Source organism: Pedobacter sp. N23S346, assembly GCF_048515415.1.
GTDB lineage: Bacteria > Bacteroidota > Bacteroidia > Sphingobacteriales > Sphingobacteriaceae > Pedobacter.
Window position 1 is genome coordinate 164,230 of sequence record NZ_JBLYEE010000011.1, and the last position, 24,663, is coordinate 188,892.

Consider the following 24,663-nt stretch of genomic DNA (forward strand, 5'->3'; position numbering starts at 1 on the left):
GATTTCATTATTATTTCAGTTTATAGCTATCTCAGCTTAGAGAAGTATAATAAGGGAGAATTGAATAAATTAAACAATTAATTAGTATTCAGTCTAAATAAGGATATATTTGCGGCTAATTTTTAAGTTTAATTACTCGGTATCTGTGTAGCTACATCTGAGATGCCATTCGAAAAATCCCCTGTTCATGAAAGCGAAAGTTATTGGATTATTATGCTTGTTTGCAGCATTCACGCTTGCAATATCACCTTTAAAATCTATTGCTCAAAATACCGGCACTGCTGCAATATCCGGTTTAGTTACTGATGTAGATGGCCAACCATTACCCAATGCTACAATCAGTATCTCTGGGAATAAAAATAGTTCTTCTAATAACGAAGGCAGGTTTTTACTTAAAAATCTACCTTCCGGACTGCACCGTTTCTCAGTGAGTCTGGTGGGCTATCAAACACTGGTTAAAGAGGTTGTTTTAGCCGGAGATTCAACACTTGATGTTTCCTTTGTACTTCAGCCTGGTAATGCCCTTAATGAGGTTATCGTTACTGCGGGGCGGAAAGCGGAAAGTTTGAAAGATGTACCCTCTTCTGTAACCATTTTAAATGCCCGCGATGTGAAAGAGCAGTTAAATGTAAATCCATCTGTATCTGCAATTTTGGGGAATACTGTGCCAGGGTTGGGAACTTCTAATAATAAGGCTACGAATGCTGGTCAAACGCTGCGGGGCAGGCAGGTATTGGTATTAATTGACGGAATTCCGCAATCAACTCCTTTAATGAATGGCAGCAGAGACATTAGAACGCTAGATCCATCGGTTATTGAAAGAATAGAGGTGATAAAAGGAGCAACCTCCATTTATGGGAATGGTTCTGCTGGTGGAATCATCAACTTTATAACCAAAAAGCCTTCTGGCGATAAAACGATTGGCGGAACCACGAGCGTGGGTTTGAGTGGCAATCTTGCTCATCCATCAAATACTTTGGGCTATCGTTTTTCTCAAACTTTTACCGGAACACTCAACAAGTTTTCTTATGTGGTTAATGGAACTTATAACTATACTGGCGTACAGCGCGATGCAAAGGGTAATGTAAATGCGCAGCCAGATGGACTTGGTGAGAATGCCTTATATAATGCCTTTTTAAAACTGGCTTACAAACCTAACGAACATAGCGAAATTGTGGCCTCCTATAATCTTTTCCGAAGTGTACAAAACACTGATTACGTTAATGTAACAGGGAAGTATGGTGTCACACCTTCCATCGGGCAGAAAGGTATAGATCCGGGTGAGGCTGCGGGAACACCTTATAACCATAATGCATTGATTTCCTATCATCATAACGCTTTACCGTTATCAAGTTCACTTGATGTTTCGGCATATTATAACGGCTTTGTTTCTATGAACAGGTATGTTGCGCAAGGTACTGCCTGGTTCGGACCCGGACAAACCAAAATACAATCTTTCAAAAAAGGCGTACGATTAACGTTAAATACACCCTGGAAGGCCGGAAGCATGGGCAACGGAGAATTAACATATGGCCTTGATCTGTTAAACGATCGTACCAATCAGGTACTTACCGACGGACGGGTCTATATTCCAGATATGAACATGCTCAATGTGGCACCTTATGCGCAAATGAAATTTGATATCCTCACCAATTTTATATTAAAGGCTGGCATCCGGTATGAAAATGCAAGGGTGAAAGTGAAAGATTTTAATACTATTGCCAGGGGACCAAATGGCCAGGGGAGCATACCAGTTAGCGGTGGCGAGATCCCTTATCAGGCAACAACCTACAATGCTGGTCTCCGGTACAATAAGTATGAGATTTTTAATCCCTTTATTAGTTTTTCTCAGGGCTTCGCAATAAATGAACTGGGCCGGATCTTAAGAACTGCCACCAGCAGTACCCTGGAAAGTATTGCCACAGATCCAATCATCACCAATAACTATGAAGTGGGTTTTAGCAGCAGGTTTGGAATACTGAACTTAACTGCGGCCTATTTTATCAGTACCTCTAAACTGGGTGCTAACCTGGTAGATGTTGGCGGCTTTCTTGTGCCTCAGCGTGAACCGGAAAGGATTAAGGGATATGAGATTACGGCAGATTTGAACCTAAGCACGAAATGGATGCTGGGTGGAAGTTATGCTTATGTAGAAGGGCGTGCAGAGCAGGCTAATGGAAATAAAGTTTACATGAACGGGCTACGCATTGCGCCACCAAAGGCTACGGCTTATCTTAGCTACCGTCCGGTTTCTGCATTGGATTTGAAATTATTCTGGGTGTATACGGGCAGCCGCGATCGCTTTGATGTTCGGGCCAACGGGCTTTTTGCAAACAGCGAAGGGGAGGTGAAAGAGGTGAGTCTGTTTAATCTTTCTGCGGCGTATCGTTTCAGTCAGAAATGGTCGGCCGGGTTGGGTGTAGAGAATCTCCTGAACAATTCTTATTATCCGGTGGTAAGTCAATATCGTGCAATAGATGCTGAATATGTGCGTGGCAACGGCGCTACGATGAGTTTAAATTTATCATATAACTTTTAGAAATGTTTCGTAAGCTATTCTTTTGGATCCACAAATGGCTGGGCCTCATTACTGGCCTGATTGTCTTGATCGTGAGTCTGACGGGATGTATTACCGTTTTTTCAGATGAGCTGAAAGCCTATTTTTATCACGACAGGTATTATGTTACCCCGGCTCCTGATGCCAAAACAATAGGTTTTAGTAAACTTAAAGGTATTGCCCAAAAGTCGCTAGGGCCTGGTATCAAAATCTCGAGAGCAGAAATTTATCCGCACCAAAACCGAAGCTGGGTATTCCGTGCTTCGCTTACGGATAAGAAAGCCATCGGTTATTGGAATCAATACAAATACTATTTCAGGGTTTACGTAAATCCACACAATGGTAAGATTATCCATGTGGAGAACACAAAAAACGAATTCTTTCAGTTGATGCTGAATCTGCACATGAACCTGTTACTTGGTGATGCGCTTGGCACAACCCTCACCGGTATTTCTGTACTGTGCTTTTTCATCTTACTGATAAGCGGTTTTATCATTTGGTTTCCGAGAAAATGGAGCGTGAGGGCATTTAAAAGGAATTTATTCTTCAAATCTGGGGTAGGTTTAAAAAGATTGAATTTCGATTTACACAATATATTGGGCTTTTATATCCTTATTCCGGCCATGCTGATTACGGTTACTGGCCTGGTGTTTGCCTTTCCATGGGCTGATAACACCGTGCAATTCCTGGCAAATGGCGCTAAAACAATTAAAAAAAGAGAAATTCCAAAATCTACGTCGAATGAGATTTATCCGGTTGCTGCTACTGATGCTGTAGTGGCGGGGCTGCTTAAACAATACCCACAGGCGGATGTATTTTCTATCCGTTTCAGGGAAAAAGATACTGATCCGCTGGATGTACAGGTTAGGCTAGCTGAAAATAGAACCCACCTTTTTGAATGGTATTACTTTGACCGTAATACCGGGAAATTACTGATGCGATATAATGACCGTAATGTTAATGGGGGCGAAAAGTTCAGGAGCATGAATTATGACCTGCATACTGGTGCCTTTGCCGGAATACCGACCAAGGTTTTTGCATTCATCGTTTCGCTAATCTGTGCCGCAATGCCCATTACCGGGTTTATCATGTGGTATAATAAATTAAAGCCTAAAAAGAAACGGAAATAGGAGTTGTTTACTTTCGGTTTTTTAAAATTATATCGGGATGTTAAGGTTAGATATAGGTAGAAGGCCAAGGGCAATACTAGGTAAATTTCAGGATAGAGAGCAGCAAGGGGGGAGATGAGTAATGTGTTTGCAGGGTGCACCGAGAATGAGGAGAAATATATTTGTACTAACCATTTTTCTATCGGTTGGTGTCTCACCAACAGAAAACTTATGCCTGTAAATGCATAGTTATTAACAGATTAAAGAGATAAAACTTAGGCTGGTTGGTGAGACATAGGAGATATTTACGTGTTAATATGAATCAATAAACTTAAGAAGCTCTTTAAGCTCTTTATTAGGAATATTTTCCTGTTCGCTTTTATCAAATATAGTTAGTAAGAAAACCGTTCCATGTACAATCTTGAAGCAACTGATTACTCTAGCCCCTCCAGATTTGCCTTTTCCTTTACTGGCTATTGCAATACGAATTTTATAGCAATCGTTTCCAAGGGATGTGCCTTGATTTGGGTTTTCTTTTAAAGATTGTAAAAGGGCTGAAAAGTCCGATTTTAGGGAAGGAAATTTTTTAGTAAGGCGCTTTAGTTCCTTTTCAAATTTTGGAATAAATTGAACCTTATAGCTCATTCAATAAATCATCTGCATTACGGGCTTCTAATTTCCCAGATAGCACCATATTAAGTTCATCCACAGCTTCTTTAACATCCTCTAGTACTTTTGCTTTATAAGGAGTTAGCGGTTTAGTTTTTACATATGGCAAGTCATTCAGTAATGCCATCAACATTGCCACTTTACTTTCTTTAACGTCCAATACAAATTTCATAATACAAATTTAATTAAATTATTATCATGAAAGTAGTATTTGAAAAATTCATGCATATAGATTCAGTTGTAATGGATTAATGAAATATAACTTAGGCTGGTTGGTGAGCCACCAACCAGTGGGTTAAGTAGGTTAATGACAATCTATTTTTTTTAAATACATAGTTATTGCTCCATCACAACTTTAATTTTGTCGTTTTTTTCAAGGTCGGTTCAAATTGTACTGTATACCTTTACATACTACTAAGAACAAAATTAAAACAACATGATAAAATTCACTTATTCTATTCTTTATGTAAAGGATGTAGTTAAATCAATCGAATTCTATGAAAATGCCTTTGGGTTTAAAAGAAAGTTTATTACTCCGGATAATGATTATGGAGAATTAAATACTGGCGAAACAACATTATCTTTTGCAACAGTTAATCTGGCCAAAACCAATCTTACTGATGGTTTTATTGAGAGCACACCAGAAGGAAAACCTTTTGGTATTGAAATTGGATTTGTAACTGAAAATGTATTACAAGTTTATGATGATGCAATAAAACAAGGAGCTATTGGGGTAGAGAAAGCAATAACTAAACCCTGGGGACAAGTTGTTGCTTACGTAAAAGATATAGATGGATTTTTGATTGAAATATGTTCGCCAATGGGCTAATTTTAATTATCCATCTATGCCTAAGCTTTTCTGATCAGCCTTATCAATTATTCTTAGCTACGCCAGAAGCTGAAAAACTGTTTAATATAATGGCGAAAAGCTATTCTGGCGCACGCTACAAAAAAGATTTTATCGTTTCGCAGCAAGATGCAGAAACCTTATTTTAGGGGATTGGTTACAAACAAATTTTTATTTTTCAACTTGAATGAAATATTCAATGCATTTTTTCATCACCTAATGCACTTAAGAAAATATAAGTTAAAAAGATACCATCAAAGCTAATTAAGTATGCTACAGTTATGAGCCTTACATTTTTTAGGTGGTAGATTTTTTTCTTCCATTGCCGATAAGTTTAGCAATGCTAGCAATAAGCTAATCGACACCAGTATTTCTCTTCCATCCGCTTCGGATAAAATGAATAAATGCTAACTTTATCCCTTTAAATTTGTTCTGTTGGTAACAGGAAAAAAACGGGCGGTAGTGTTTATTTAATCTACACAATTTTAACGCTGTCGCGAATCGCATTAAAAATATTTTATGAAAAAAGTTGTCATCATTGGCGGAGGCTTTGCAGGACTAAATCTTGCTAAACAGCTATCCAAAAGCACATCTCATCAGGTTACTCTTGTAGATCAGCATAATTATCATTTCTTTCCACCACTACTTTATCAGGTGGGAACGGCCTTTATCGAAGCATCTAACATTATCTATCCTTTTCGCAAGATGTTCCACAATAGGAATACCCGTTTTTTTATGGGCGTATTGCAAGAAATTCTTCCTGCGCAGCAGCAGGTAGTAACCGATAATGGCGTATTGGATTATGATGTATTGGTGCTTGCCATGGGTACGGAAACTAATTTCTTCGGGAATGACCAAATTAAGCAACATGCCTTGCCGATGAAAAGTATTGATGATTCGTTGCGGATGCGGAACCACATTCTTCTTCAACTGGAAAAAGCGGTTCGATCTGATCAGGACATTGATAAAAAGAGACTTTCGAGTATCGTTATCGCTGGCGGCGGACCAACAGGAGTGGAGCTTGCAGGTATGATGGCCGAGATGGGTAGCCACATTATTAAAAAAGATTACCCGGAAGCAAAATCTGGTTTGGGTAAAATTTACCTGGTAGATGGTTTGCAAACACTTCTGGCGCCGATGAGTCAGAAAAGTCAGGCGGAGGCGATTAAAGTGCTTAAAAATCTGGGTGTAGAAATTATGCTGGGTAAGTTGGTTCAGAATTACGATGGTAATGTGGTGTCACTTTCAGATGGTACAGAGATAGAGGCTGCGACGTTAATCTGGGCATCGGGTGTAATTGCCCGCGAAGTACCAGGGTTGCCAAAAGAAGCTGTTGGCAAGGGAAGACGCGTTTTGGTTGATGCTTTTAACCAGGTAGAAGGAGTTAAGGGTGTTTATGCCATAGGCGATCAATGTTTGCAACTTACTGATGCGGCATTTACCAACGGCCATCCACAGCTGGCACAAGTGGCCATTCAGCAAGGTGATTTGCTTGGCGAAAACTTGCTGGCAGTAGCGCATGGGAAACCCATGAAAGCTTTTAAATACAATGATAAAGGATCTATGGCCATTATTGCTAAATTCAAAGCGGTGGTAGATCTTCCGAAGGGATTTTTCAGGGGATTTTTTGCCTGGCTGGTTTGGTTGTTCATCCATATTATTCCAATTGCTGGTTTCCGGAATAAGGCAAAACTGGCTTTCAATTGGTTGTGGAGTTTCATTACCAATGATCCTACTTTACGCTTAATCATCCGCCCGGATGGCGAAGGCGATAAAAAAATATAAGTAAAATTTATTGCGCTGGTTCAATAATAAGTGATGAATCAGCGCAATGATTGTTTGTGTTCGAATACCATATTTTAACAAATGTTGATTTGATTTTGCCATTTTTTAAGGGATAGTTAGAAGTCGGAAACATCCGGTGTATATTGGGATGAAATAAAAATTCAGATCTCAGCTTTTAAAACTATTCCAGCAAATGAGTAAATATTTGATTTTGTTGCTGCTTTTCATCAGCATTAATCTTTACGCACAGGAAACGCCCGATTGGGAAAATCCGAAGGTTTATGCCATTAATAAGGAAAATACCCGTGCTACCTCCATCCCTTATGCTAACCAAAATCTGGCGCTAAAAAACGACTATCAATCTTCCGGTTATTACCAATCTTTAAACGGCCTCTGGAAATTTAAATGGGTGCCGAAGGTGGCGCAAACCCCTAAAGATTTCTTTAAAACGGATTTTGATGATAAACAATGGGCCGCTATGCCTGTTCCCGGCACCTGGGAATTTAATGGCTTTGGCACCCCGATATACGTAAGTGAGGGGTTTGGTTTTAAGCCCAATCCACCTCTTATCGATCGTGATGATTCGCCTGTAGGTGCCTATCGCCGGGAGTTTACCGTGAATGAAAATTGGAAAGGGCGCAGGGTGATGATCCATTTTGAGGGTGGAACAAATGCCATGTATGTTTGGGTGAACGGACAAAAGGTGGGTTATACGGAAAACTCAAAAAGTCCGGCAGAATTTGACATCACAAAATACGTAAAACCAGGTGTGAATACATTGGCTTGCGAGGTTCATAAATTTAGCGATGGTTATTATCTCGAAGATCAGGATATGTGGCGCATGGGCGGCATCAACAGAAATGTTTATTTATATAGCACAGCTCAAACCCGAATCCTCGATTTTTTCGCTCATCCAACACTGGATGTGACTTACAAAAACGGCTTGTTTGATGTTGATCTTACTTTGAAAAATTACAGCAAAAAGGCCGAACAGCAAACCATTGAAGTGGTATTAATGGACAATTCCAATCACCCGGTTTTTAAAAAGCAAAGTACAATAGCGCTCCCTGCTGAACAGGAAGTTAACCTCAATTTAGCTGGTGTGATACCTGCTCCTTTAAAATGGACAGCCGAGACACCAAATTTATATAACATGGTTTTGGTGTTGAAAAACAGCGCAGGCGAGGTGATTGAAGCCACCTCTCATAAAATTGGTTTTAGAAAAATTGAGATTAAAGATGGACAGGTTTTTATCAACGGGAAGAAAATTTATTTCAAAGGCGTAAACTTACACGAGTTTAATACCCAAACCGGGCAGGTAGTTTCTAAAGAAGTGATGATGCGGAATATTCAGTTAATGAAGGAATTAAACATCAATGCGGTTCGTACCTCGCACTATCCTCAGCCGCCTTTATGGTATAAATTATGTGATCAATATGGAATTTACCTGGTAGATGAAGCCAATCTGGAGTCGCATGGCCTGGGTTATGGCCCCGAGAATGTATCAAATTTCCCCGAATGGCATGATGCACATTTAGACCGGATGGTGCGTTTGGTGGAACGGGATAAAAACCATGCTTCGGTAATTTTCTGGTCGTTAGGGAATGAAGCCAGCAATGGAAAAGCATTTTTCGACCTTTATGACTGGGCCAAGAAAAGGGATCCGAGCAGACCGGTGCAATATGAGCAGGCGCATCAAAAAGATAGAAATACAGACATCATTTGCCCCATGTATCCATCTTGGGAGAGTATGACACGGGATGCTAAAAAAGACCTCGGCCGCCCTTTCATTATGTGCGAATATGCACATGCCATGGGCAACAGTATGGGGAACTTTCAAAACTATTGGGATTTGATGCGATCGAGTAAAAATATGCAGGGTGGCTTTATCTGGGAATGGTACAACCACGGATTTAAATCAACTGATGAGCAGGGCAGGACTTATTGGGCATATGGTGGCGACTTAAATGGTTACCAGAAAATGAATAGTGAGAATTTTTGTATGGATGGGATTATCTCGCCAGATCAACAATATTTGCCACATACACATATTGTTAAAAAGGTTTATCAGAATATTATCTTCAAACCAAAAGACATTTCGAATGGAATAATTACTGTGATTAATGATTTTAAGTTTACAGATTTAACTTCTAAAAATTACGATTATAAATGGGTCTTATTAAAGAACGGAGCGGAAGTGGCGCAGGGCAAATTTAATGCGATCATTCCAGCAGATGCTAAAAAAGATATCAAACTCAAATTACCCAAGATGCAGAAGCAAGCCGGTGTAGAGTATTTTCTTCAGGTATTTGCCTATACCAGGCAAGCCGATCAATTCATTCCTGCTGGTTTCGAGGTAGCGAAAGAGGAATTTGCTTTTGGATCTAATCGTTATTTTGAACCTGTAAAGACTAAAGCAGGGGAGGTTACAACAGCGGAAAAGGCAGAGAAAATCATTGTGAAAGCCAATCTGGTGGAGTATGAATTTGCACAAAAGAATGGTCAGGCTTTGCTTAAAATGAGTAAAGACGGGAAAAACGTTTTTAATGAGTTGCCTCGTCTTAATTTCTGGCGTGCACCAACCGATAATGAATTTGGTGAAGGTGCACAACGCAGCTTACGCTTATGGGAAGCTGCCGGATACAATGTGATTTACAATTACAAGGGAACAAAAAAGAGCGATCAGGGTGTTTCCATTTCATATGCAGCCAAACTTCGTGGCATTGAAGCCGCAGTAAACCTTATTTATACAGTAAATGGTGATGGAAGCTTAACCGTAGAGGCTGCTTATCAGGCTTTGGCAGATGATCTTCCAGAAATGGTGAAATTCGGCATGTTGATGAACTTATCTGGCGATCATGATCAATTTACCTGGTATGGCCGCGGACCTTACGAAAATTATATCGACAGAAATGCTGATGCTTTTATGAAAATATGGAACGGGAAGGTAAAGGATCAGCTTCATCCGTATTATCGTCCGCAAGAATCGGGAAATAAAACGGATACCCGGTGGTTAAAATTGTTAAATAAAGAAGGTAAGGGCGTAGAGATTATTGGTTTGCAGCCGCTCTCGGTTAGTGCCACGAATAACCTGCCGGAAGACCTGGATCCTGGGTTGACGAAAAAACAGCAACATGCATCTGATATTGTTCCCAATTCAGATTCGATCCTGGCGGTCGACTTGTTTCAAAGGGGAGTTGGTGGATTAAATTCCTGGGGTGCTAAACCATTAAATGAGTATAGGTTTATGGGCAAATCGTACAGTTATGGTTTTGTGATCCGGCCGATATAAATCGCTTGATTTTGAATGTAGTTATAGCGAGATGTTACAACCATTGCCCTGGTTAACTTGCGAAGTTTTCAGGGGAAAGAGCGTGGCAGAACTTCGCCAGTTTTATTAAATGTTTCCAGTAATTTGAAACATTAAGGAATTAAGGTAAATAAGTCAATGCTTAAAGTCTTAATGCCTTAATGTTTCGATAAATGATTAGGGAATCCAGTATAATAATTAAGATGCCTGTACATTTCTGGTGAGGGAACTACTTTTGAAGTTTCTGAATGCGATTGTCGATAAAACCAATGTCCAGATTAGGAGTGGAAGCAACCTGCTCCAATCGTGAACTTTGCTTGATGAAAAAGCTTTCAATCCGACGGTTTTAATATCTGTAGATGCAATATCTTTCTCTTGAAAAATAGCAGGATAAAAATGTAAACGGATTTGCTCATGGTAATTTCTAACAGCCTGTTGAAACTCCAGGTGTGCGCCCAGATCAGATCCGGCCAGCTCATTCACCGCCAGTTGCGTTTGAATGGTAGGGAAAAACAAGGCTGCTATATTGGTAAATTGCTGTCTGGCAGCGAGTTTATCTGCAACAGCCAATCTGCTTTTTAATGCCTGATCATCACCCATTTGCTGCATGCCATAATACCAGAACCAACTGAAACTTTTATCTGCCGGGAAAGGATATTTTTTTAGCTGCGGATAGTGCTCGAAAAATGGTTTCATGGTCACTTCCTTGGGCATATCCCATTTCTCATGGTAGCCCTCTCGTTGATTAATTACATTTTGCAAGGCTTCTGGTACCGAATACTTTTGGGTAAGTAAAAGGTTTAAAGATGCGGGAATCACGATGCAGATGGCTACCCAAATGGCCACGAGTGCCGATGCATTATAGCTCGAAGATTTATCCAAAGAAATGATAAAAATGGAAACTGCAAACCAGAAGGCAAGATAGAGCACAATCAACCCTGCAACTGCAAAAAAAGTAGTGTCTATTGGCAGTTCGAGATAAATCACTGCAACTAAGAGAAGTAAAAATGCCACAACAAAAACAGCTGCAATTCTGATTAAGCATTTCTGCCAGATTACCTTCGACAGTTCATTGCTTTGCGATTTTAATAACGACCATACGCCACTTTCCTGCTGTTCGGAAATTAAGTTGTACGTAAAAGCAATGATTACCAGCGGGAAGAGAAAAATGTAAACAAAGCTAAGATCCATATTGCCCAGAAGCATGCTCACCGGATTAGTAATATCGGTATCGTAAAGTTGTCCTTCTACTGCGAGCATCGTAACCGAGATGAGGCATGGATTTACATCCCTTTGGCCATTGGCAAATGCCGCCCATTGATCTGGCAGGTTCGCCGAAGAAAATTTATTGTGAAAGAAAATCAGTCCGATATCTTTATTAAAGTGCTCAATATTTTCAAGTGTGTGTTTTTTCTGCAATACCGCTGCCTTTTCGATCACGGCCTTTTGGTTGGCAATAAAGGTTTTTCCAAAATATAAGCCTGCAAAGCCAGTAAGGAGCAATACAACTATGCCGATCCAGGCAGAGTAATTTCTGAAGAAAAGTTTGAATTCTAAATGATAAGTGCTTTTTTTCATTTGTTTATATTGTTTTAGTCCACTTGGATGCATACTGAAGCAAGAAAAGTATTGCGGATAACCAGATTAGCATGGAAATCAGTGATAGCGATTCGTGCGCCAGAACGTGGTTTAAGGGATCGAATTTGTAATTAAAGTCTGGCTGCTGGGCCCAGTTAGATTTGCTGATGGATAAAGGTTTTTCATGCTCACCCGGAGAAATATTACTGATTTTATCAATTTGAAGTTTGTTCATTTTCTGCGCCAATCCGTAGCGGTAAGCTTCAGCCTGGTTTTGAAAATCTACATAAGTCTTAAAATCAGAAGCGGTTAATGCCATCGAAATCTGTTTCAAGGATAAATAGGGATTAATCAAACCTGCAAACACGGTAAAGCTGTTTTGTTTCTCGAAGGTCTCGTTTAGCTTGCGTTGGTGATCGCTGTAAATATTCGAGGTAATTTTTTCCCCTTCGGCCATAATGTATCCACCGTAATTGAAAGGCAACTTTTTTACATCAGTTACCTGGTATTTGCGAAGCAAGGAATCTTTGATGGCTGCATAATGTGCATCGTTTGGATCATGACTATCACCTTGTTTTCGAATGTCGGCAGCAATGGCATCAGCAAATTCAATTTTTGATGGCGTAGGGTGAATCTTCGAACCCATGGCCTGAACGATTCTTGGCATGAGCACGGCAAAAAATATCCAGCAGGATAGCAGTGTAATCAATGCCGTTTTAGAACTGCGTTGAAATGCTGAAACCAATACGGTAATGGCCGAAACCACGAAAAAATAAACCGAGTAACTGGTAATCAGAATTAAAAGGCGCAAGGCTGCATCCATGCTGATCTCCCAATTGCTTAAAGATGCCCACAGCAGAATGGTAAGTAGAATGAGTGGAATAAAAATGGTTAAGGCCACGCCAATAATTCCAAATGTTTTGCCCCAAAGTAGCTTTTTCCAACTTACATCCTGACACAGCAAAATTTTAAGTGTTCCTGATTCCCGCTCTGCGGAAATGCTGTTATAACCCAGAAAAAAGATGAGCAGTGGCACCAATAACTGCAACACCATCGCAATGCTGATTTCACCAAAACGCAACATTCCGTTAGAAAAACCGGCCTCGCTAAAGTTTACTGTGTTTTGCTTATGGGCTTCCAGAAATATGGAAACACCAGCGAAACTTTCAATCCCGAAATCGAAGAAACTTAATTCGTGCTTTTCGCGGAAAGCAAGGTAGCCATAATGGGCCATCCGGTGCGGGTGTTTATCTGGTTTGGAAAGCCATTGTGACCGTACTAAATTTTTATAATGCAAGCGTTGGTTGTTTTGTGTTTTAAAATTTTGCCAGCCTACATAAGTGGCCAAACAGAGTGAAAGCCCCAATAAAATAGTGAGTACTAACGTTGCCTGATTACCAAAAGTAGATTTGTAGGTTTGTTTGGCGATTGTAACAGTTATTTTCGGCATTATATTCTATAGGTTACATTAAACATTACATTTCTGGGCGTACCCGGGAAGAGGCGTAAATAATTTTGTGCGCCAACCCAATAGGTTTTGTTCAGGATGTTGTTGATGTTCATGGCCAGCTGAACTTTAGATGCAGCAGGTGAATAATAGATCGCCGCATCTACAACAGTATAAGCCGGAAGGGTAAAATCTCTGATGTATAAGGGAAGTTTGTTCCCACTATATTGCAGGCCTGCACCAAAACCAAGTCCTTTTAATGTTCTGGTTTGCAAGTCATAACGGGTCCATAAGCTGGCGCTGTGTTTTGGGGTGTTTTGCACCCGTTCACCCACAACTAAAGGATTAAAATCATCAGTAACAATGGCATCTACATAACTGTAACCCACATTGAATTGCCAGTTTGGTTTGATGAAACCCGATGATTCTACCTCAATTCCCCTGCTTCGCTGTGCACCGCGTTCAATTAAACGGTTTACATCCAGCGGATCGTTGGCATTCATTAACAGATTTTTCTGGTTAATTTCGAATAGGGCAACATTTACCATCAAATTGCCTCCAAGCCATTCAGATTTGGCACCAAGTTCTTTCAGGTTACTTTCCAACGGTTTAAAATTAGTACCTGCGGGTGGTGGCACAATTACTAAACTGGAAGTATTGCCCTGTGGTTGATAACCCTGGAGGTAAGTACCATAAACGTTAATGTGGCTGTTTACGGCATAGGTAATTCCTAACCTCGGCAAGAGTTTGTGCTGACTGATTTTGGTTTCGTTGGTAAGCCTGTAATTGCCATAATCTTCATACCATTCTTGTCGCAAGCCTAAGGTTAAGGTAAGTTGCTCATATTTGATTTGATCCTGAATATAAACACCGTTAATGAGGTAATACGAAGGTGGTATTTCTACTTTCGTAAACACGTAATCGCTCAGGTTTTTTAAGGTGTAGGTTGGGTTAGCCAGGTTAAAATGCTCTACATTCGGAAGAGGGGCATTTACGCCGTTAATTACACGAAACTGATATAGATCTTTCTTAGTAACATCATATCTTGCTGCAATTGTTCCATCTTTTAGGCGATAGCCCTGAGCAGTATTGATTCCGCCGCCTCTTAATTTTTGAGTATTGATGCGATCGTAGCCCACCACCAGTTTATGCTCGAGGCCAAAAGTATTTGCATTGATATTAAAATAAGAACTGATATTTTCTGTTGAATATTTTTGCTGGCGCTGAACGGCGATCATACCTGCCAGGGTACGAATGGGCTGATTATTCTCATCAATTGCGAAGGCGTTATTGGTGCGGTGTTCCAGAAGATCTTCGTTCCAGTTTTGTTGCATATAGGCCACATTGAAAGCTATATTTTTAGAAAATTTATGGGCGAAATTCGCCATCAGCATGAGGTCTTGTGTATTAAACTTATCATTGCTGGCGCCCATGTTAAACCGGATAGGAGTACTGTTCAAGTCTGTTTGCCCAGCTATAGCACCGAAAATTGCCTGTCCGCGATCTAGTCTGGAATTGCTGTTGTTTAACACCATTTCCACATTTAAGCTAGTCTTATCATTTGGGATATAAGAAAAAGATGGGGCAATCATATAACCTTTTCTAAATTGCAGGTCACGGAAACTTTTACTGTCTTCGTAACCTACATTTAACCGGTACAATAAGGTTTTTTCGGTGTTGATAGGACCAGTAAAATCCAGTGCACCACGAACGGTACTGAAACTTCCGCCAGAAATGCTGATCTCTTTACGGTCTTCTGTTAGTGGTTTTTTGGTCACCAGGTTGATACTCCCGCCAGGGTCTACACTGGAAAAAGTAGCACTCGCTGGACCTTTTATTACTTCAATTCTTTCGAGGTTATTGGTGAGTGGCTGATTGAAATAATTTTGACGGGTACGCATGCCATTGATGATCGTTCCCTCTTCGTTTTGATTAATGCCACGGATGGAAAACTGGTTGTAAAAACTGCTCTGAGATACACTGGTTACGTTTTTAACAGCGTCGGCCAATACAGCCGCTTGTCTATCGGCAATTAATTCTTTTGAGATAGAAGAAATGGCTTGCGGAATATCCTTGTTTAAAGTAGCCGTTTTTGTAGCTGAAAAAGAGTAGTTTCCATAATACTTTTTGCCGTTTGTGCCCACAATTTCAACAGTTTGCAATTCTTCGTTGGCTGTTGCCAGAACAATAGGGTCGAGGTTGAACTCGCCCAAGCCATTAATGGGGATGTTTTTAGAAAAGGTGCTGTAGCCAATCGCCGAAACAGTGATGGTATAGGTGGCTGTTTTTGGTAGCACAATAGAGAAGTTTCCTGTTGAATCGCTGCTCAGGTTCAGTTGATCTTTACCGCTTTTAAATTTAATGGTGGCTTTGTTGATGCCTGTTCCTTGTGCATCAGTTACTTTTCCAGAGACTTTAACCTGAGCAAAAGCAGTGATACTGATGGTGTTGATAATTAAAAAAAAGAAAATTGCCTGCCATATCCAGCGGGCGTTATATTGTTGGTACATTAAAAATGTTTGATTAAATGGTTTGTAAGTATAATTCCTGAAGATCTGTAGCTGAGATTTCGCTCGCCAATAAGGTGTGAATCAGTTCGCCTTGTTTCATAATGCCGATATGTGTGCCCAGGCTCACGGCATTAAAAATATCGTGTGTCGCCATCAGAATGGATTTCCCTTCTGAAGCTAGCTTTTTCACCAGTTCGGTAAATTCTGCTGTAGCCTTTGGATCAAGTCCGCTGGTGGGTTCATCCATTAAAATGATTTTTGCGTTTTTTGCAACTGCGATGGCAATGCCTACTTTCTGGCGCATGCCTTTACTAAAGCCTGCCAGATGTTTATGGTGTGCGGCTGATTGTAGACCACAGTTGGATAAGAACTTCACGAGTTCTGGCTCGCTATAATTAAAACCTGCGAGTTTGGAAAAGTAATCCAGATTCTCTATGGCAGAAAGGTTTCCATAAAGCATTACTACTTCAGGGATATAGGCGAGATGCTTTCTTCGTTGATCATCGCTTGCAGAAATTTCTTCATTATTGATCAGAATTTTTCCAGCGCTGGGTTCGATAAATCCTAAAAATAAGTTGATAGTGGTGGTTTTTCCGGCACCGTTTTGACCCAGTAAGCAGTATACTTCCCCAGGATTAACGGTTAGATTTAATTGATTGAGGGCTTGATACGATCCATAATTTTTGGACAGCGAAATGGCTTGAAGCATAAAAAAATAAAATAAGTTGATTGTACACCGCAGGCGGGATACAGTAAATAAGATCTTCGATGTTGAAAGAAAAGAGACTCGCTAAGGAGTTAGGCGATCACACTTGGCGGACCTTTATTGGCCGCAGAAAGAATATAGGCAACAGGGTGTTTTCCCAGATAACTAAATTGGTATTCAGATGGTTCATTTACTACCAAGGTTGTTTCACAGGTGCTAGGAAGTGTATAAATATGAGATTGATGTTTTACTACTTCACAAAGTTTGCAATTTACTTTGCTTACTTTAAATTGAGTGATCGATTGTACCTGCTCTGATTTGGATTTGCAATGATCGGAAGGATCCTGATCATGGGAGTGAAGCGCCTGAATTAATAGGGCATTGGTGAACAATATCAATAACAGAAACGCCCAGATTTGGGTGAGTACTGCCTTGCGATATGATTTACCTGAATGCTTCAATTGCAACAAAGATACATTTATGAGTAGGCTTTCTACAATTTTTTTGAAATTTATTGGCTAGCCCTGGTCGTAGCGAGATGCTACGACCTAATCATTCAATCGAAACATTATGGCATTAAGACTTTGAGTATGGATTTATTTACCTTAATTTCTTAATGTTTCTCAAAATACTTGAAGCCTTCAATAAAACTGGCGAAGTTCTGCCACGCTTTTCTCCTTTGAAACTTCGCAAGTTGACTCTAGTTTCAATAAAACTGGCGAAGTTCTGCCACGCTTTTCCTTTTGAAACTTCGCAAGTAGACTCTAGTTTCAATAAAACTGGTGAAGTTCTGCCACGCTTTTCCTTTTGAAACTTCGCAAGTTGATTTAATCCTGTTGTAGCGTTTAGAGGGGGTGGTTGATAAAACTGGCGAAGTTCTGCCGCGCTCTTTCCCGTTGAAAATTAGCAAGTTAACCCTCTGTTATCCTAATGTTTCTGACCTTTATTCACTTTGAAAAGATGTAAAATCTGGGGAAACAATGCATCAATATATTCTTCTACACCATTTTTAGATCCTGGAAAGGTTAATACCAAAGTGTCGCCAATAAAACCAGCGATACCTCTGGATAACATCGCATAAGGCATGCGTTCTTGTCCATATGTTCTGGCAGTTTCCATGATTCCATCAATTTGGCGGTCGATAAGTGGACTGATGGCTTCGGGGGTAACATCTCTAGGGGACAAACCTGTTCCTCCTGTAAAAATAAGCAAGTTGATACCACCATGAGACAGTTCTGTTGCGGTATTACTAATTGCTTCAACTTCATCAGGAACAACTGCGTATTTTTCTGTTTCGATCCCAAATTGTTCCAGCCTCGCCATAATTGCTTTGCCTGAAAAATCTTCAGCAATCTGCCCGAAAATAGAATCCGAACACACTACAACTGCGGCTTTCAATTCAGGAAATTTAAGGTTTTTGAAGTCAGATTTTCCACCAGATTTTTTAAGCAGGCGAATATTTTGAATTTCTATTCCTTTATCAATCGGTTTCAGCATATCGTACATGGTAAGTGCAGAAACAGATGCACCATGCATGGCCTCCACTTCGACTCCGGTTTTGTAAATGGTATGTACTTCTACAGAAATGATGATGTTTAAACCTTCAATTTCATAAGTAATGGAAGTAAATTCGATTGGAAGCGGATGGCAATCCGGGATGACATCGCTTGTTTTTTTAACACCAAATAACCCTGCCGCACGGGCAAATTCAAAAACATCGCCCTTAGGTATTTTCCGTTGGACCACTGCATCTATCGTTTCTTGTTTCGAAACCTTAACTGTAGCGGTGGCGATGGCAATTCTTAGTGAATTTGACTTTTTTGTAATGTTTACCATATTAAATATTTTCCTTCCACTGGTGCGATTCGTCTTCAAATATTTCTTTACCCCAAATTGGTAATTCAGCCTTAATTCGCTCTACCAATTCGTTACAGGCTTCAATGGCTGGCTTTCGATGTGCTGAGGAAGTAAATACAAACAAACAAATTTCACCAGCTTTTATGTTGCCCAAACTGTGGTGTACATGCATGCAGCTTAATGGATATTTTTCAAAAATCGCTTCCCTGATTTCGTGCATTTTAGTTAAGGCTACTTCTTCGTAGGTGGTATAATCGATGGCTGCCACAAATTTTCCATCTATTTCATCTCTCCTTACCTGGCCCATAAATATACTATGCCCACCGATAGCAGTTTTTGTAGCGTGTTTTGCAATGCTTTCAGCGATAAAAGCCGGATGAATTGCACCTGCTACAAAAATATTTTTTATTTTCTTTTCACTCATGTTATTTTTTTAGAAAGTGATTTCTCCATTTCGAAATGCCACCTTTCAAGCTATAAATTTTCTTCATGTGGCCATATTTTTCATGCAATAATTCAGCAGCAGCTACACTTCTGATTCCATGCTGACAAAGCAGTACAATCTTACTGGCTTCGATATTGTTTTGCAGAAAAGCGCTAAACTCAGACATTGGCACCTGCTGATAAATATCTTTATTTAAGATTGGGAACTCGTGTTTTTCCCTTACGTCGATTACTAAGGCTGCTTCCTGATCTTGTAAATGTTGCATTTGTTCTACATCTATCTCTTCGAAAATGGATGCCGTAGCACCAGATTGATCATCATTCATCGTTAAAAAATCGGCTTTGCTTTTTGGTAAATCGTAATTACTGCCAGCTGAAATGTTGAGTTCATATTGTGAATGGGTAAGCGAATGATAATGAAATAGTTTATTGATTAACGGCTGGCCAATTCCGGTAATCAGTTTGATCGTTTCTGCTACAACCATGGTGCCGATGATTCCAGGTAGCACGCCCAAAACGCCATTTTCTGCACAGTTTTGAACTTCACCAGCCTTTGGAGGAATAGGGAAGAGGTCGCGGTAATTCGTGGCAATTCCTTGTTTATCTTTCACATTAAAAATAGCCAGCTGACCTTCGAAACCCGAAACCGCTGCAAATATCAAGGGTTTTTTAAGTAGTGCACAGGCATCGTTAATTAGATACCGTGATTCGAAATTATCAGTGCCATCTATGATCAGATCATAACTTTCCAGTAAGTTGAGTATGTTATTTTTATTCAGGCGGATGTGATGATCTTTAATCGAAATATCAGGGTTCATCAACCGTAGTTTTTTCGCGGCGACCTGAACTTTAGGTTTGCCGATGTCGCTGGTATCAAAAAGAATTTGTCGGTGGAGATTTGAGAGTGAGACCGTATCATCATCCACCATCCCAATCGTGCCAATGCCTGCTGCAGCAAGGTATTGCAATACCGGGCAACCCAAACCGCCAGCACCAAGCACCAGTACGCGGGCTTCACTGAGTTTTTGTTGTGCTTCTGATCCGAATCCTTTTAAGATTAGCTGCCTGCTGTATCGCTCCTGATCCATTGAATTAACCTCCCGAAAATGGCGGCATAATGGCCACCATATCGTTTTCTGTAAGTTGTTGGTTTGATTGAATAATATTTTGATTAACCGCTAACTTATACTTCATTCCTGATAATTGCGGAAATGATGTTTCTAAATATTGTTGGAGCTGGTTGGTGTCATTAATTTCAGAAACTTCAATTTCCTGTCCCGCGATGAATTCAGAAATTTTACCAAAGCTGATGATTTCTAATTTCATATTAGTTCGCTTTAAGAATACTTATTTTAGTTAATCCCTTAACAAATCTCCTGCCTGTTGCCAAATCAGAGGTGGCAATCATGGCAATGTTTCCTTTTTCTGCTTTCGCAGGATCGGCAATAAAATCAGTCAAAATTAAGATATTGTTTTCAGATTTTGAATTGAAGACTTCGTTCCAGGAGAAGATTACTTTATAGCCATCCGTAGCCGTAAAAACCAGGTAATATTCGCTTAGTTTCTTTGGTGAAACCTCATTAATTTCTACTTTGCTGAGAATTTCTTTTAAGGATACTCCTTTAATGTTTTTGATGCTGCTTTTGCGTTGCATCAAATGGTTATAAATGACTAAGCTATCCATGTTTACCATTTTGTAATCGGCAAGCGAAGCCAAATCAACAGTTAGTTTTTTCTTTACACTTCCTTCCACCGTGAATTGTTTGCTTTCCTGTGCCTGGCTTTTGATGCAAAATAAGATTAGAATGGCGAATAGGTATTTCATTACAAATTTTTGTCTTGATACTTGATACTTACTACTTGATACTTACTACTCACTACTTGATACTTAATATTATTCAGGAAGCAACAGCACCGTTACTTTTTCTCCTGCCATAAAATATTGTTGGTCTTCGTTTAAGCGGATTAGACAATTAGATTGGGCAAAAGAACTTAAGCGAAACGATTCCTGCGCATTTAATGGTTTTGCTTTTCCATTTGCATAAATTCCTTTCAAAAAATGGGTGAGTCCGATGGGTTTTTCATAGTCAATTTCCAGTTTTGCTTCAACTTCTTTTACACTGCTTTGCTGCTTTGATAAAGCTTTAATTGCTGGTAAAACATAGTTGTAATAGCAACTTAAAACAGAAGATGGATTGCCAGGTAAGCCGAAAACAAGTTTCTGTTCTTTTGTGCCAAAATATAATGGTTTTCCAGGTTTCTGCTTTATTTTATGAAACTTCTGCTCAATGCCACATTTCTCAGCGGCAGCAATCACATAATCATAATCACCTACACTTACTCCTCCATTTAATAGCACAACATCGCTCTCGTTCATTGCAGTATGAAGTGTTTCAGTCAATGATTCCAGATTGTCGTTTACCCAAAGTAAATTAATATCTAAAATGCCTTCAGATTTTAATGCGGCTGAAAGTGAGTAAGAATTGGATTCATACACCTGCCCAAAAGCCAAGGGTTTCCCTGGTTGTTGTAATTCATTTCCTGTGAGAATGATGCTGACTTTAGGCATGGGGAAAACAGTGACTTCGCTGATGCCAATTCCGGCAAGAAAGCCCAGTGCTGCCGGCGTGAGTAAGCTTCCTGCCTGCATAGCAAGTGCGCCAGCTTTAATTTCAGCACCTTTTTCTCTCACATTTAATCCAATCGTAGCTTTAGGATCTTCGATCGTAATCTGATCGGCCGATCGGGAAATTTTTTCCTGCATCACTACCGTATCTGCGCCTTCAGGAAGTGGTGCACCTGTAAAAATCCGACTGGTTTCGCCGTTTCCAATGGTTAAAGATTGATTGGTGCCAGCAGCCATCTCGCCAACTAGTGTATATGTCTTTATTGATTCTTCAAATTTGATCGCATAACCATCCATAGATGATTGCCTGAAAGCGGGAATATCAAACTTTGCGTAAATATCGGCAGCCAGAGTATGTCTGGCGGCTAGATTAAGCGGTACGTTTACGGGTTGAAGAAGGGTAATGTTTTCGGCGATAATCTGCTTGGCTTGGTCTACGGTAATCATTTATCCTCCAATTGTGATCATACTCCTGTTATTAATGGCCTCGGCATCAAGCTTTTCAAAATGACTAATCAATTGACCGCCAAGTTCTTTTTTCTTATCCCAAATGTTGGCTTTAATTAGGGGAAGTACCTCTTCATTATTTCTCAAGGCAGTAAGTAAATCGGTTTCCCCATTGGAGAATAAGCAATTTTTAAGTTTTCCATCGGCGGTTAAACGCATCCTGTTGCAGGTGCTACAGAAAGGCGCTGTCATGGTGCTGATAATGGCGAAAGAGCCTTCATGCCCTGGAATCATAAAATGTTTAGCCGTATCGTGAGGTGCACCTTTTACAGGCAAAATAATGAAGTCTTTTTCAACCTCTGTTAGAATTTCCTGAAGTGAAAACATTTTATTACTCGTCCATTTGTTACCACTAAACGGCATAAACTCAATAAACCTGATTTCTATAGGATTATGTTTTGTCCATTCGATAAAATCTTTGATCTCGCCATCGTTCAAACCTTTCATTACCACCATATTAATTTTGACGGTAATTTTTTCCTGAAGCAAGAGTTCGATGTTGCTGCGTACCTGGTGGAAAACATCCCGACGGGTAATTAGCATAAATTTCTCTGGCTGTAAGGTATCCAGACTGATGTTGATGGTTTTTATTCCGGCCTCTTTTAAGGTAGGAAGCATTTCTGCAATCCGGGTTCCATTAGTGGTGATCACCAGCTCTACAGGTAGTTTTCCCAATGCGGAAATAATTGCTGCGGCATCTTTTCTAACTAAAGGTTCACCACCGGTAAGCCTGATTTTCTTTACACCCTGCTCTACAAAAATTTTGGCAAGTTTAATGATTTCGTCGGTTTGCATTAACCTGGAAGCAGGGGTGAAGTCGTATTCCTCCTCTGGCATGCAATAAAAGCAGCGGAAATTGCAGTTATCGGTTAAAGATATCCTTAAATAATCATGAACTCTTCCGAACGAATCTGCTATCATTAATTGTTTATTAAATTGTGGTAATCGGTTTCGGTATCAATATCAATATTACCCAGCGCAAATGCAACTGTTTCCACATCATTATCGTGTAATTTTAATAGTGATTTTGCTCCGTTATTTCCTTTTAGAGATAAAAGTTGAGGGAAATACCGTTTATTGAACAGTGCCGGGGTACCGGTTGTTTTAGCATAACTGCTTGCAATGATACCTTTTTTTGTGCTGATCTGTTTTTGTTCTAAGGCTAGAAGAACCGTGGCATTGATAAATGCCTGGTCGGAAACGGTAATGATCATGTTTTCCAGTTCTGGTGCATGCTTTAATATTTCGGCTACGCCTGCTGCGATGCTGGATACCATTCCCTCCGCCCAATTTTCATTTACAATAAATGGTAAATCTGGAGGTAATTTTTCCTGAATCTGATCTGCAAAGGCACCAAGAACCACCAAAACTGGTTTAAAATTGGTTTCTAAAGCGGCATCAATCGTCCATTCGATCAGGGTTTTATCCTTAAATACCAACAGCTGTTTTGGCCGACCAAGGCGACTGGAATTTCCTGCAGCCAGGATGATGATTCCGGTATCCATCAATTATTTTCAGTTTCGTGAACATGGATCGGCGCATTTTTCTTTTTCAATTGCCTTGCAGATGCGCCAGATAAAACAGCCTTAATTTCTGCGATAATAGATATTGCAATTTCTTCAGCAGTTTCTGCACCAATATCTAATCCAATAGGTCCGTGTATACGCAACTGGTTTTCTTCTGTATTCAGGTTCAATTCGTCCAACATTCTGATCAGCTTCTTTTTCGGACCTAAAGTACCAATATATGGTGCGTTTGTAGGCAACAAAAGGTTTAGTAGCGCAAGATCATAGTTGTAATTATGCGTCATTAAAACGAAAGCCGTATTTCCATCAATTTCAACCTGCGGAAGCAATTGCTCAGGCTTGGTAACTAAAATTTGGTTGGCGTTTGGAAAGCGCTGACTGGTGGCATGTGTCTGTCGGCCATCAGCGATGATAACCTTCCAACCGAGTAAATCGGCAAAGTTTGCAAGTGGTTGCGCATCGTTTCCGGCACCGGCAACAATAAGCGAAATCGGCGGACTGATAAATTCCAGAAATACCTGAATAGGTTCTTCATCAACTAAATATTCTAAAAAAGTAGATTTTTTAGCTTTCAGAACTTGTTGAAGGTCGTGATGGAAAAGAGGTAAAATCTCATTTTCCTGATGGGTGTGTTGATCATTTTGTGTCACCAGGGCATTGGTTCCAATTTGCTTCTTTCCATTTAAAGAAAATAATACTGCCAAAGCCGCATTTTCGCGTTTAGCTTCCAATGCTGATAAGATCGCGATCGGATTTGCCTTTAAATTATCGAAAATTGGTTCAAAAAGAATATAAACAATTCCATTGCAACCGAGTTGTACCCCAAATTTCGCATCATCCTCATCCATAGAATCGTAGGTGACTAATTTGTTTTCTTGCTGGTGGATGGCACTTAGCGCTTTTCTTAGTGCATCTCCTTCCAAACAACCACCACTAATGGCGCCGGTTAAAATGCCATCTTCGGTAATGAGCATTCTGGCACCTGGCCTGCGATAAGAAGATCCCTCCACTTTAACCACAGTGGCTAAAGCTGTTTTTTTTCCTTCTTTTCTGGCCTTATCGTATGCTTTTATAATATCTACAATCTCTTTCATAGGATGATTTTCGGGTAACGCAAGTTAACCACTATATTTTAATATGGGCGTACCACCCGCTACAACTATTAACAATACCTGCGCTGATTGT

At 40.0% G+C, this 24,663-nt stretch carries 21 protein-coding genes; 5 read left to right on the forward strand and 16 right to left on the reverse strand.

The window, feature by feature from the left end:
- Positions 1-187 precede the first annotated feature (187 nt).
- Together ACN1CD_RS18415 and ACN1CD_RS18420 are read left to right on the forward strand one after the other, a co-directional pair.
- Positions 188-2,539 carry a TonB-dependent receptor gene (locus ACN1CD_RS18415; protein ID WP_419131888.1) on the forward strand — a complete coding sequence of 784 codons (2,352 nt, stop codon included), beginning with the start codon at positions 188-190 and terminating at the stop codon, positions 2,537-2,539.
- A gap of 2 nt (positions 2,540-2,541) precedes the next feature.
- Positions 2,542-3,687 (forward strand): PepSY-associated TM helix domain-containing protein, encoded by a 1,146-nt coding sequence (locus ACN1CD_RS18420; RefSeq protein ID WP_419131889.1) that lies wholly within the window; start codon positions 2,542-2,544, stop codon positions 3,685-3,687.
- Positions 3,688-3,978: 291 nt separating this feature from the next.
- Here the strand turns inward: ACN1CD_RS18420 and ACN1CD_RS18425 are convergent, their stop codons facing one another.
- Together ACN1CD_RS18425 and ACN1CD_RS18430 are read right to left on the reverse strand one after the other, a co-directional pair.
- A complete protein-coding gene (locus ACN1CD_RS18425) occupies positions 3,979-4,311 on the reverse strand; it encodes a type II toxin-antitoxin system RelE/ParE family toxin (RefSeq protein WP_419131890.1) in 333 nt (110 codons plus the stop codon).
- Positions 4,301-4,507: a hypothetical protein gene (locus ACN1CD_RS18430; RefSeq protein ID WP_419131891.1), complete on the reverse strand. Its 207-nt coding sequence runs from the start codon at positions 4,505-4,507 to the stop codon at positions 4,301-4,303. The genes ACN1CD_RS18425 and ACN1CD_RS18430 overlap by 11 nt, the downstream gene beginning before the upstream one ends.
- Before the next feature lie 264 nt (positions 4,508-4,771).
- On the opposite strand from ACN1CD_RS18430, the gene ACN1CD_RS18435 reads away from it, so the two are divergent.
- From ACN1CD_RS18435 to ACN1CD_RS18445, 3 genes are all read left to right on the forward strand, one after another.
- Positions 4,772-5,164, forward strand: coding sequence for a VOC family protein (locus ACN1CD_RS18435; protein WP_419131892.1), 393 nt, complete (start codon positions 4,772-4,774; stop codon positions 5,162-5,164).
- A gap of 537 nt (positions 5,165-5,701) precedes the next feature.
- Positions 5,702-6,967, forward strand: coding sequence for an NAD(P)/FAD-dependent oxidoreductase (locus ACN1CD_RS18440; RefSeq protein WP_419131893.1), 1,266 nt, complete (start codon positions 5,702-5,704; stop codon positions 6,965-6,967).
- 193 nt (positions 6,968-7,160) lie between these two features.
- Positions 7,161-10,259: a glycoside hydrolase family 2 TIM barrel-domain containing protein gene (locus ACN1CD_RS18445; protein WP_419131894.1), complete on the forward strand. Its 3,099-nt coding sequence runs from the start codon at positions 7,161-7,163 to the stop codon at positions 10,257-10,259.
- 216 nt (positions 10,260-10,475) lie between these two features.
- Here the strand turns inward: ACN1CD_RS18445 and ACN1CD_RS18450 are convergent, their stop codons facing one another.
- The 14 genes from ACN1CD_RS18450 to ACN1CD_RS18515 form a co-directional block, all read right to left on the reverse strand.
- Complete coding sequence (locus ACN1CD_RS18450) at positions 10,476-11,855, reverse strand: DUF3526 domain-containing protein (protein ID WP_419131895.1); 1,380 nt, start codon at positions 11,853-11,855, stop codon at positions 10,476-10,478.
- A 4-nt stretch (positions 11,856-11,859) separates the two neighbouring features.
- Positions 11,860-13,305, reverse strand: coding sequence for an ABC transporter permease (locus tag ACN1CD_RS18455; RefSeq protein WP_419131896.1), 1,446 nt, complete (start codon positions 13,303-13,305; stop codon positions 11,860-11,862).
- Positions 13,305-15,812 carry a TonB-dependent siderophore receptor gene (locus tag ACN1CD_RS18460; protein ID WP_419131897.1) on the reverse strand — a complete coding sequence of 836 codons (2,508 nt, stop codon included), beginning with the start codon at positions 15,810-15,812 and terminating at the stop codon, positions 13,305-13,307. Before ACN1CD_RS18460 ends, ACN1CD_RS18455 begins: the two co-directional genes overlap by 1 nt.
- A gap of 13 nt (positions 15,813-15,825) precedes the next feature.
- Complete coding sequence (locus ACN1CD_RS18465; RefSeq protein ID WP_419131898.1) at positions 15,826-16,521, reverse strand: ABC transporter ATP-binding protein; 696 nt, start codon at positions 16,519-16,521, stop codon at positions 15,826-15,828.
- Between the two features lie 89 nt (positions 16,522-16,610).
- Complete coding sequence (locus ACN1CD_RS18470) at positions 16,611-16,985, reverse strand: hypothetical protein (RefSeq protein WP_419131899.1); 375 nt, start codon at positions 16,983-16,985, stop codon at positions 16,611-16,613.
- A gap of 460 nt (positions 16,986-17,445) precedes the next feature.
- Positions 17,446-18,354 (reverse strand): bifunctional molybdenum cofactor biosynthesis protein MoaC/MoaB, encoded by a 909-nt coding sequence (gene moaCB / locus ACN1CD_RS18475; RefSeq protein ID WP_419131900.1) that lies wholly within the window; start codon positions 18,352-18,354, stop codon positions 17,446-17,448.
- Between the two features lies 1 nt (position 18,355).
- Entirely contained in the window at positions 18,356-18,799 is a 444-nt protein-coding gene (locus tag ACN1CD_RS18480; RefSeq protein WP_419131901.1) for a molybdenum cofactor biosynthesis protein MoaE, read from the reverse strand.
- Between the two features lies 1 nt (position 18,800).
- Positions 18,801-19,907, reverse strand: coding sequence for a ThiF family adenylyltransferase (locus tag ACN1CD_RS18485; RefSeq protein ID WP_419131902.1), 1,107 nt, complete (start codon positions 19,905-19,907; stop codon positions 18,801-18,803).
- 4 nt (positions 19,908-19,911) lie between these two features.
- Positions 19,912-20,145, reverse strand: coding sequence for a MoaD/ThiS family protein (locus tag ACN1CD_RS18490; RefSeq protein ID WP_419131903.1), 234 nt, complete (start codon positions 20,143-20,145; stop codon positions 19,912-19,914).
- A gap of 1 nt (position 20,146) precedes the next feature.
- The gene (locus ACN1CD_RS18495) at positions 20,147-20,644 is read right to left on the reverse strand and encodes a molybdopterin-binding protein (RefSeq protein ID WP_419131904.1); all 498 of its coding nucleotides are present in this window, start codon (positions 20,642-20,644) and stop codon (positions 20,147-20,149) included.
- Between the two features lie 69 nt (positions 20,645-20,713).
- Positions 20,714-21,892: a gephyrin-like molybdotransferase Glp gene (gene glp / locus ACN1CD_RS18500; protein WP_419131905.1), complete on the reverse strand. Its 1,179-nt coding sequence runs from the start codon at positions 21,890-21,892 to the stop codon at positions 20,714-20,716.
- Positions 21,893-22,873, reverse strand: a complete 981-nt coding sequence (gene moaA / locus ACN1CD_RS18505; RefSeq protein WP_419131906.1) for a GTP 3',8-cyclase MoaA — start codon at positions 22,871-22,873, stop codon at positions 21,893-21,895.
- The gene (locus ACN1CD_RS18510; RefSeq protein WP_419131907.1) at positions 22,873-23,457 is read right to left on the reverse strand and encodes a nucleotidyltransferase family protein; all 585 of its coding nucleotides are present in this window, start codon (positions 23,455-23,457) and stop codon (positions 22,873-22,875) included. The genes moaA and ACN1CD_RS18510 overlap by 1 nt, the downstream gene beginning before the upstream one ends.
- Positions 23,457-24,572, reverse strand: a complete 1,116-nt coding sequence (locus ACN1CD_RS18515) for an XdhC family protein (RefSeq protein ID WP_419131908.1) — start codon at positions 24,570-24,572, stop codon at positions 23,457-23,459. The genes ACN1CD_RS18510 and ACN1CD_RS18515 overlap by 1 nt, the downstream gene beginning before the upstream one ends.
- Between the last annotated feature and the right edge of the window lie 91 nt (positions 24,573-24,663).

What these genes read in the sequence shown, in the direction of transcription:
- ACN1CD_RS18515 (WP_419131908.1), bottom strand. Translation starts at nt 24,572, where the DNA reads ATGAAAGAGATTGTAGATATTATAAAAGCATACGATAAGGCCAGAAAA.
- ACN1CD_RS18455 (WP_419131896.1), bottom strand. Translation starts at nt 13,305, where the DNA reads ATGCCGAAAATAACTGTTACAATCGCCAAACAAACCTACAAATCTACT.
- glp (WP_419131905.1), bottom strand. Translation starts at nt 21,892, where the DNA reads ATGATTACCGTAGACCAAGCCAAGCAGATTATCGCCGAAAACATTACC.
- ACN1CD_RS18485 (WP_419131902.1), bottom strand. Translation starts at nt 19,907, where the DNA reads ATGGATCAGGAGCGATACAGCAGGCAGCTAATCTTAAAAGGATTCGGA.
- moaA (WP_419131906.1), bottom strand. Translation starts at nt 22,873, where the DNA reads ATGATAGCAGATTCGTTCGGAAGAGTTCATGATTATTTAAGGATATCT.
- moaCB (WP_419131900.1), bottom strand. Translation starts at nt 18,354, where the DNA reads ATGGTAAACATTACAAAAAAGTCAAATTCACTAAGAATTGCCATCGCC.
- ACN1CD_RS18490 (WP_419131903.1), bottom strand. Translation starts at nt 20,145, where the DNA reads ATGAAATTAGAAATCATCAGCTTTGGTAAAATTTCTGAATTCATCGCG.
- ACN1CD_RS18435 (WP_419131892.1), top strand. Translation starts at nt 4,772, where the DNA reads ATGATAAAATTCACTTATTCTATTCTTTATGTAAAGGATGTAGTTAAA.
- ACN1CD_RS18440 (WP_419131893.1), top strand. Translation starts at nt 5,702, where the DNA reads ATGAAAAAAGTTGTCATCATTGGCGGAGGCTTTGCAGGACTAAATCTT.
- ACN1CD_RS18415 (WP_419131888.1), top strand. Translation starts at nt 188, where the DNA reads ATGAAAGCGAAAGTTATTGGATTATTATGCTTGTTTGCAGCATTCACG.
- ACN1CD_RS18425 (WP_419131890.1), bottom strand. Translation starts at nt 4,311, where the DNA reads ATGAGCTATAAGGTTCAATTTATTCCAAAATTTGAAAAGGAACTAAAG.
- ACN1CD_RS18450 (WP_419131895.1), bottom strand. Translation starts at nt 11,855, where the DNA reads ATGAAAAAAAGCACTTATCATTTAGAATTCAAACTTTTCTTCAGAAAT.
- ACN1CD_RS18460 (WP_419131897.1), bottom strand. Translation starts at nt 15,812, where the DNA reads ATGTACCAACAATATAACGCCCGCTGGATATGGCAGGCAATTTTCTTT.
- ACN1CD_RS18430 (WP_419131891.1), bottom strand. Translation starts at nt 4,507, where the DNA reads ATGAAATTTGTATTGGACGTTAAAGAAAGTAAAGTGGCAATGTTGATG.
- ACN1CD_RS18465 (WP_419131898.1), bottom strand. Translation starts at nt 16,521, where the DNA reads ATGCTTCAAGCCATTTCGCTGTCCAAAAATTATGGATCGTATCAAGCC.
- ACN1CD_RS18495 (WP_419131904.1), bottom strand. Translation starts at nt 20,644, where the DNA reads ATGAAATACCTATTCGCCATTCTAATCTTATTTTGCATCAAAAGCCAG.
- ACN1CD_RS18420 (WP_419131889.1), top strand. Translation starts at nt 2,542, where the DNA reads ATGTTTCGTAAGCTATTCTTTTGGATCCACAAATGGCTGGGCCTCATT.
- ACN1CD_RS18445 (WP_419131894.1), top strand. Translation starts at nt 7,161, where the DNA reads ATGAGTAAATATTTGATTTTGTTGCTGCTTTTCATCAGCATTAATCTT.
- ACN1CD_RS18510 (WP_419131907.1), bottom strand. Translation starts at nt 23,457, where the DNA reads ATGGATACCGGAATCATCATCCTGGCTGCAGGAAATTCCAGTCGCCTT.
- ACN1CD_RS18480 (WP_419131901.1), bottom strand. Translation starts at nt 18,799, where the DNA reads ATGAGTGAAAAGAAAATAAAAAATATTTTTGTAGCAGGTGCAATTCAT.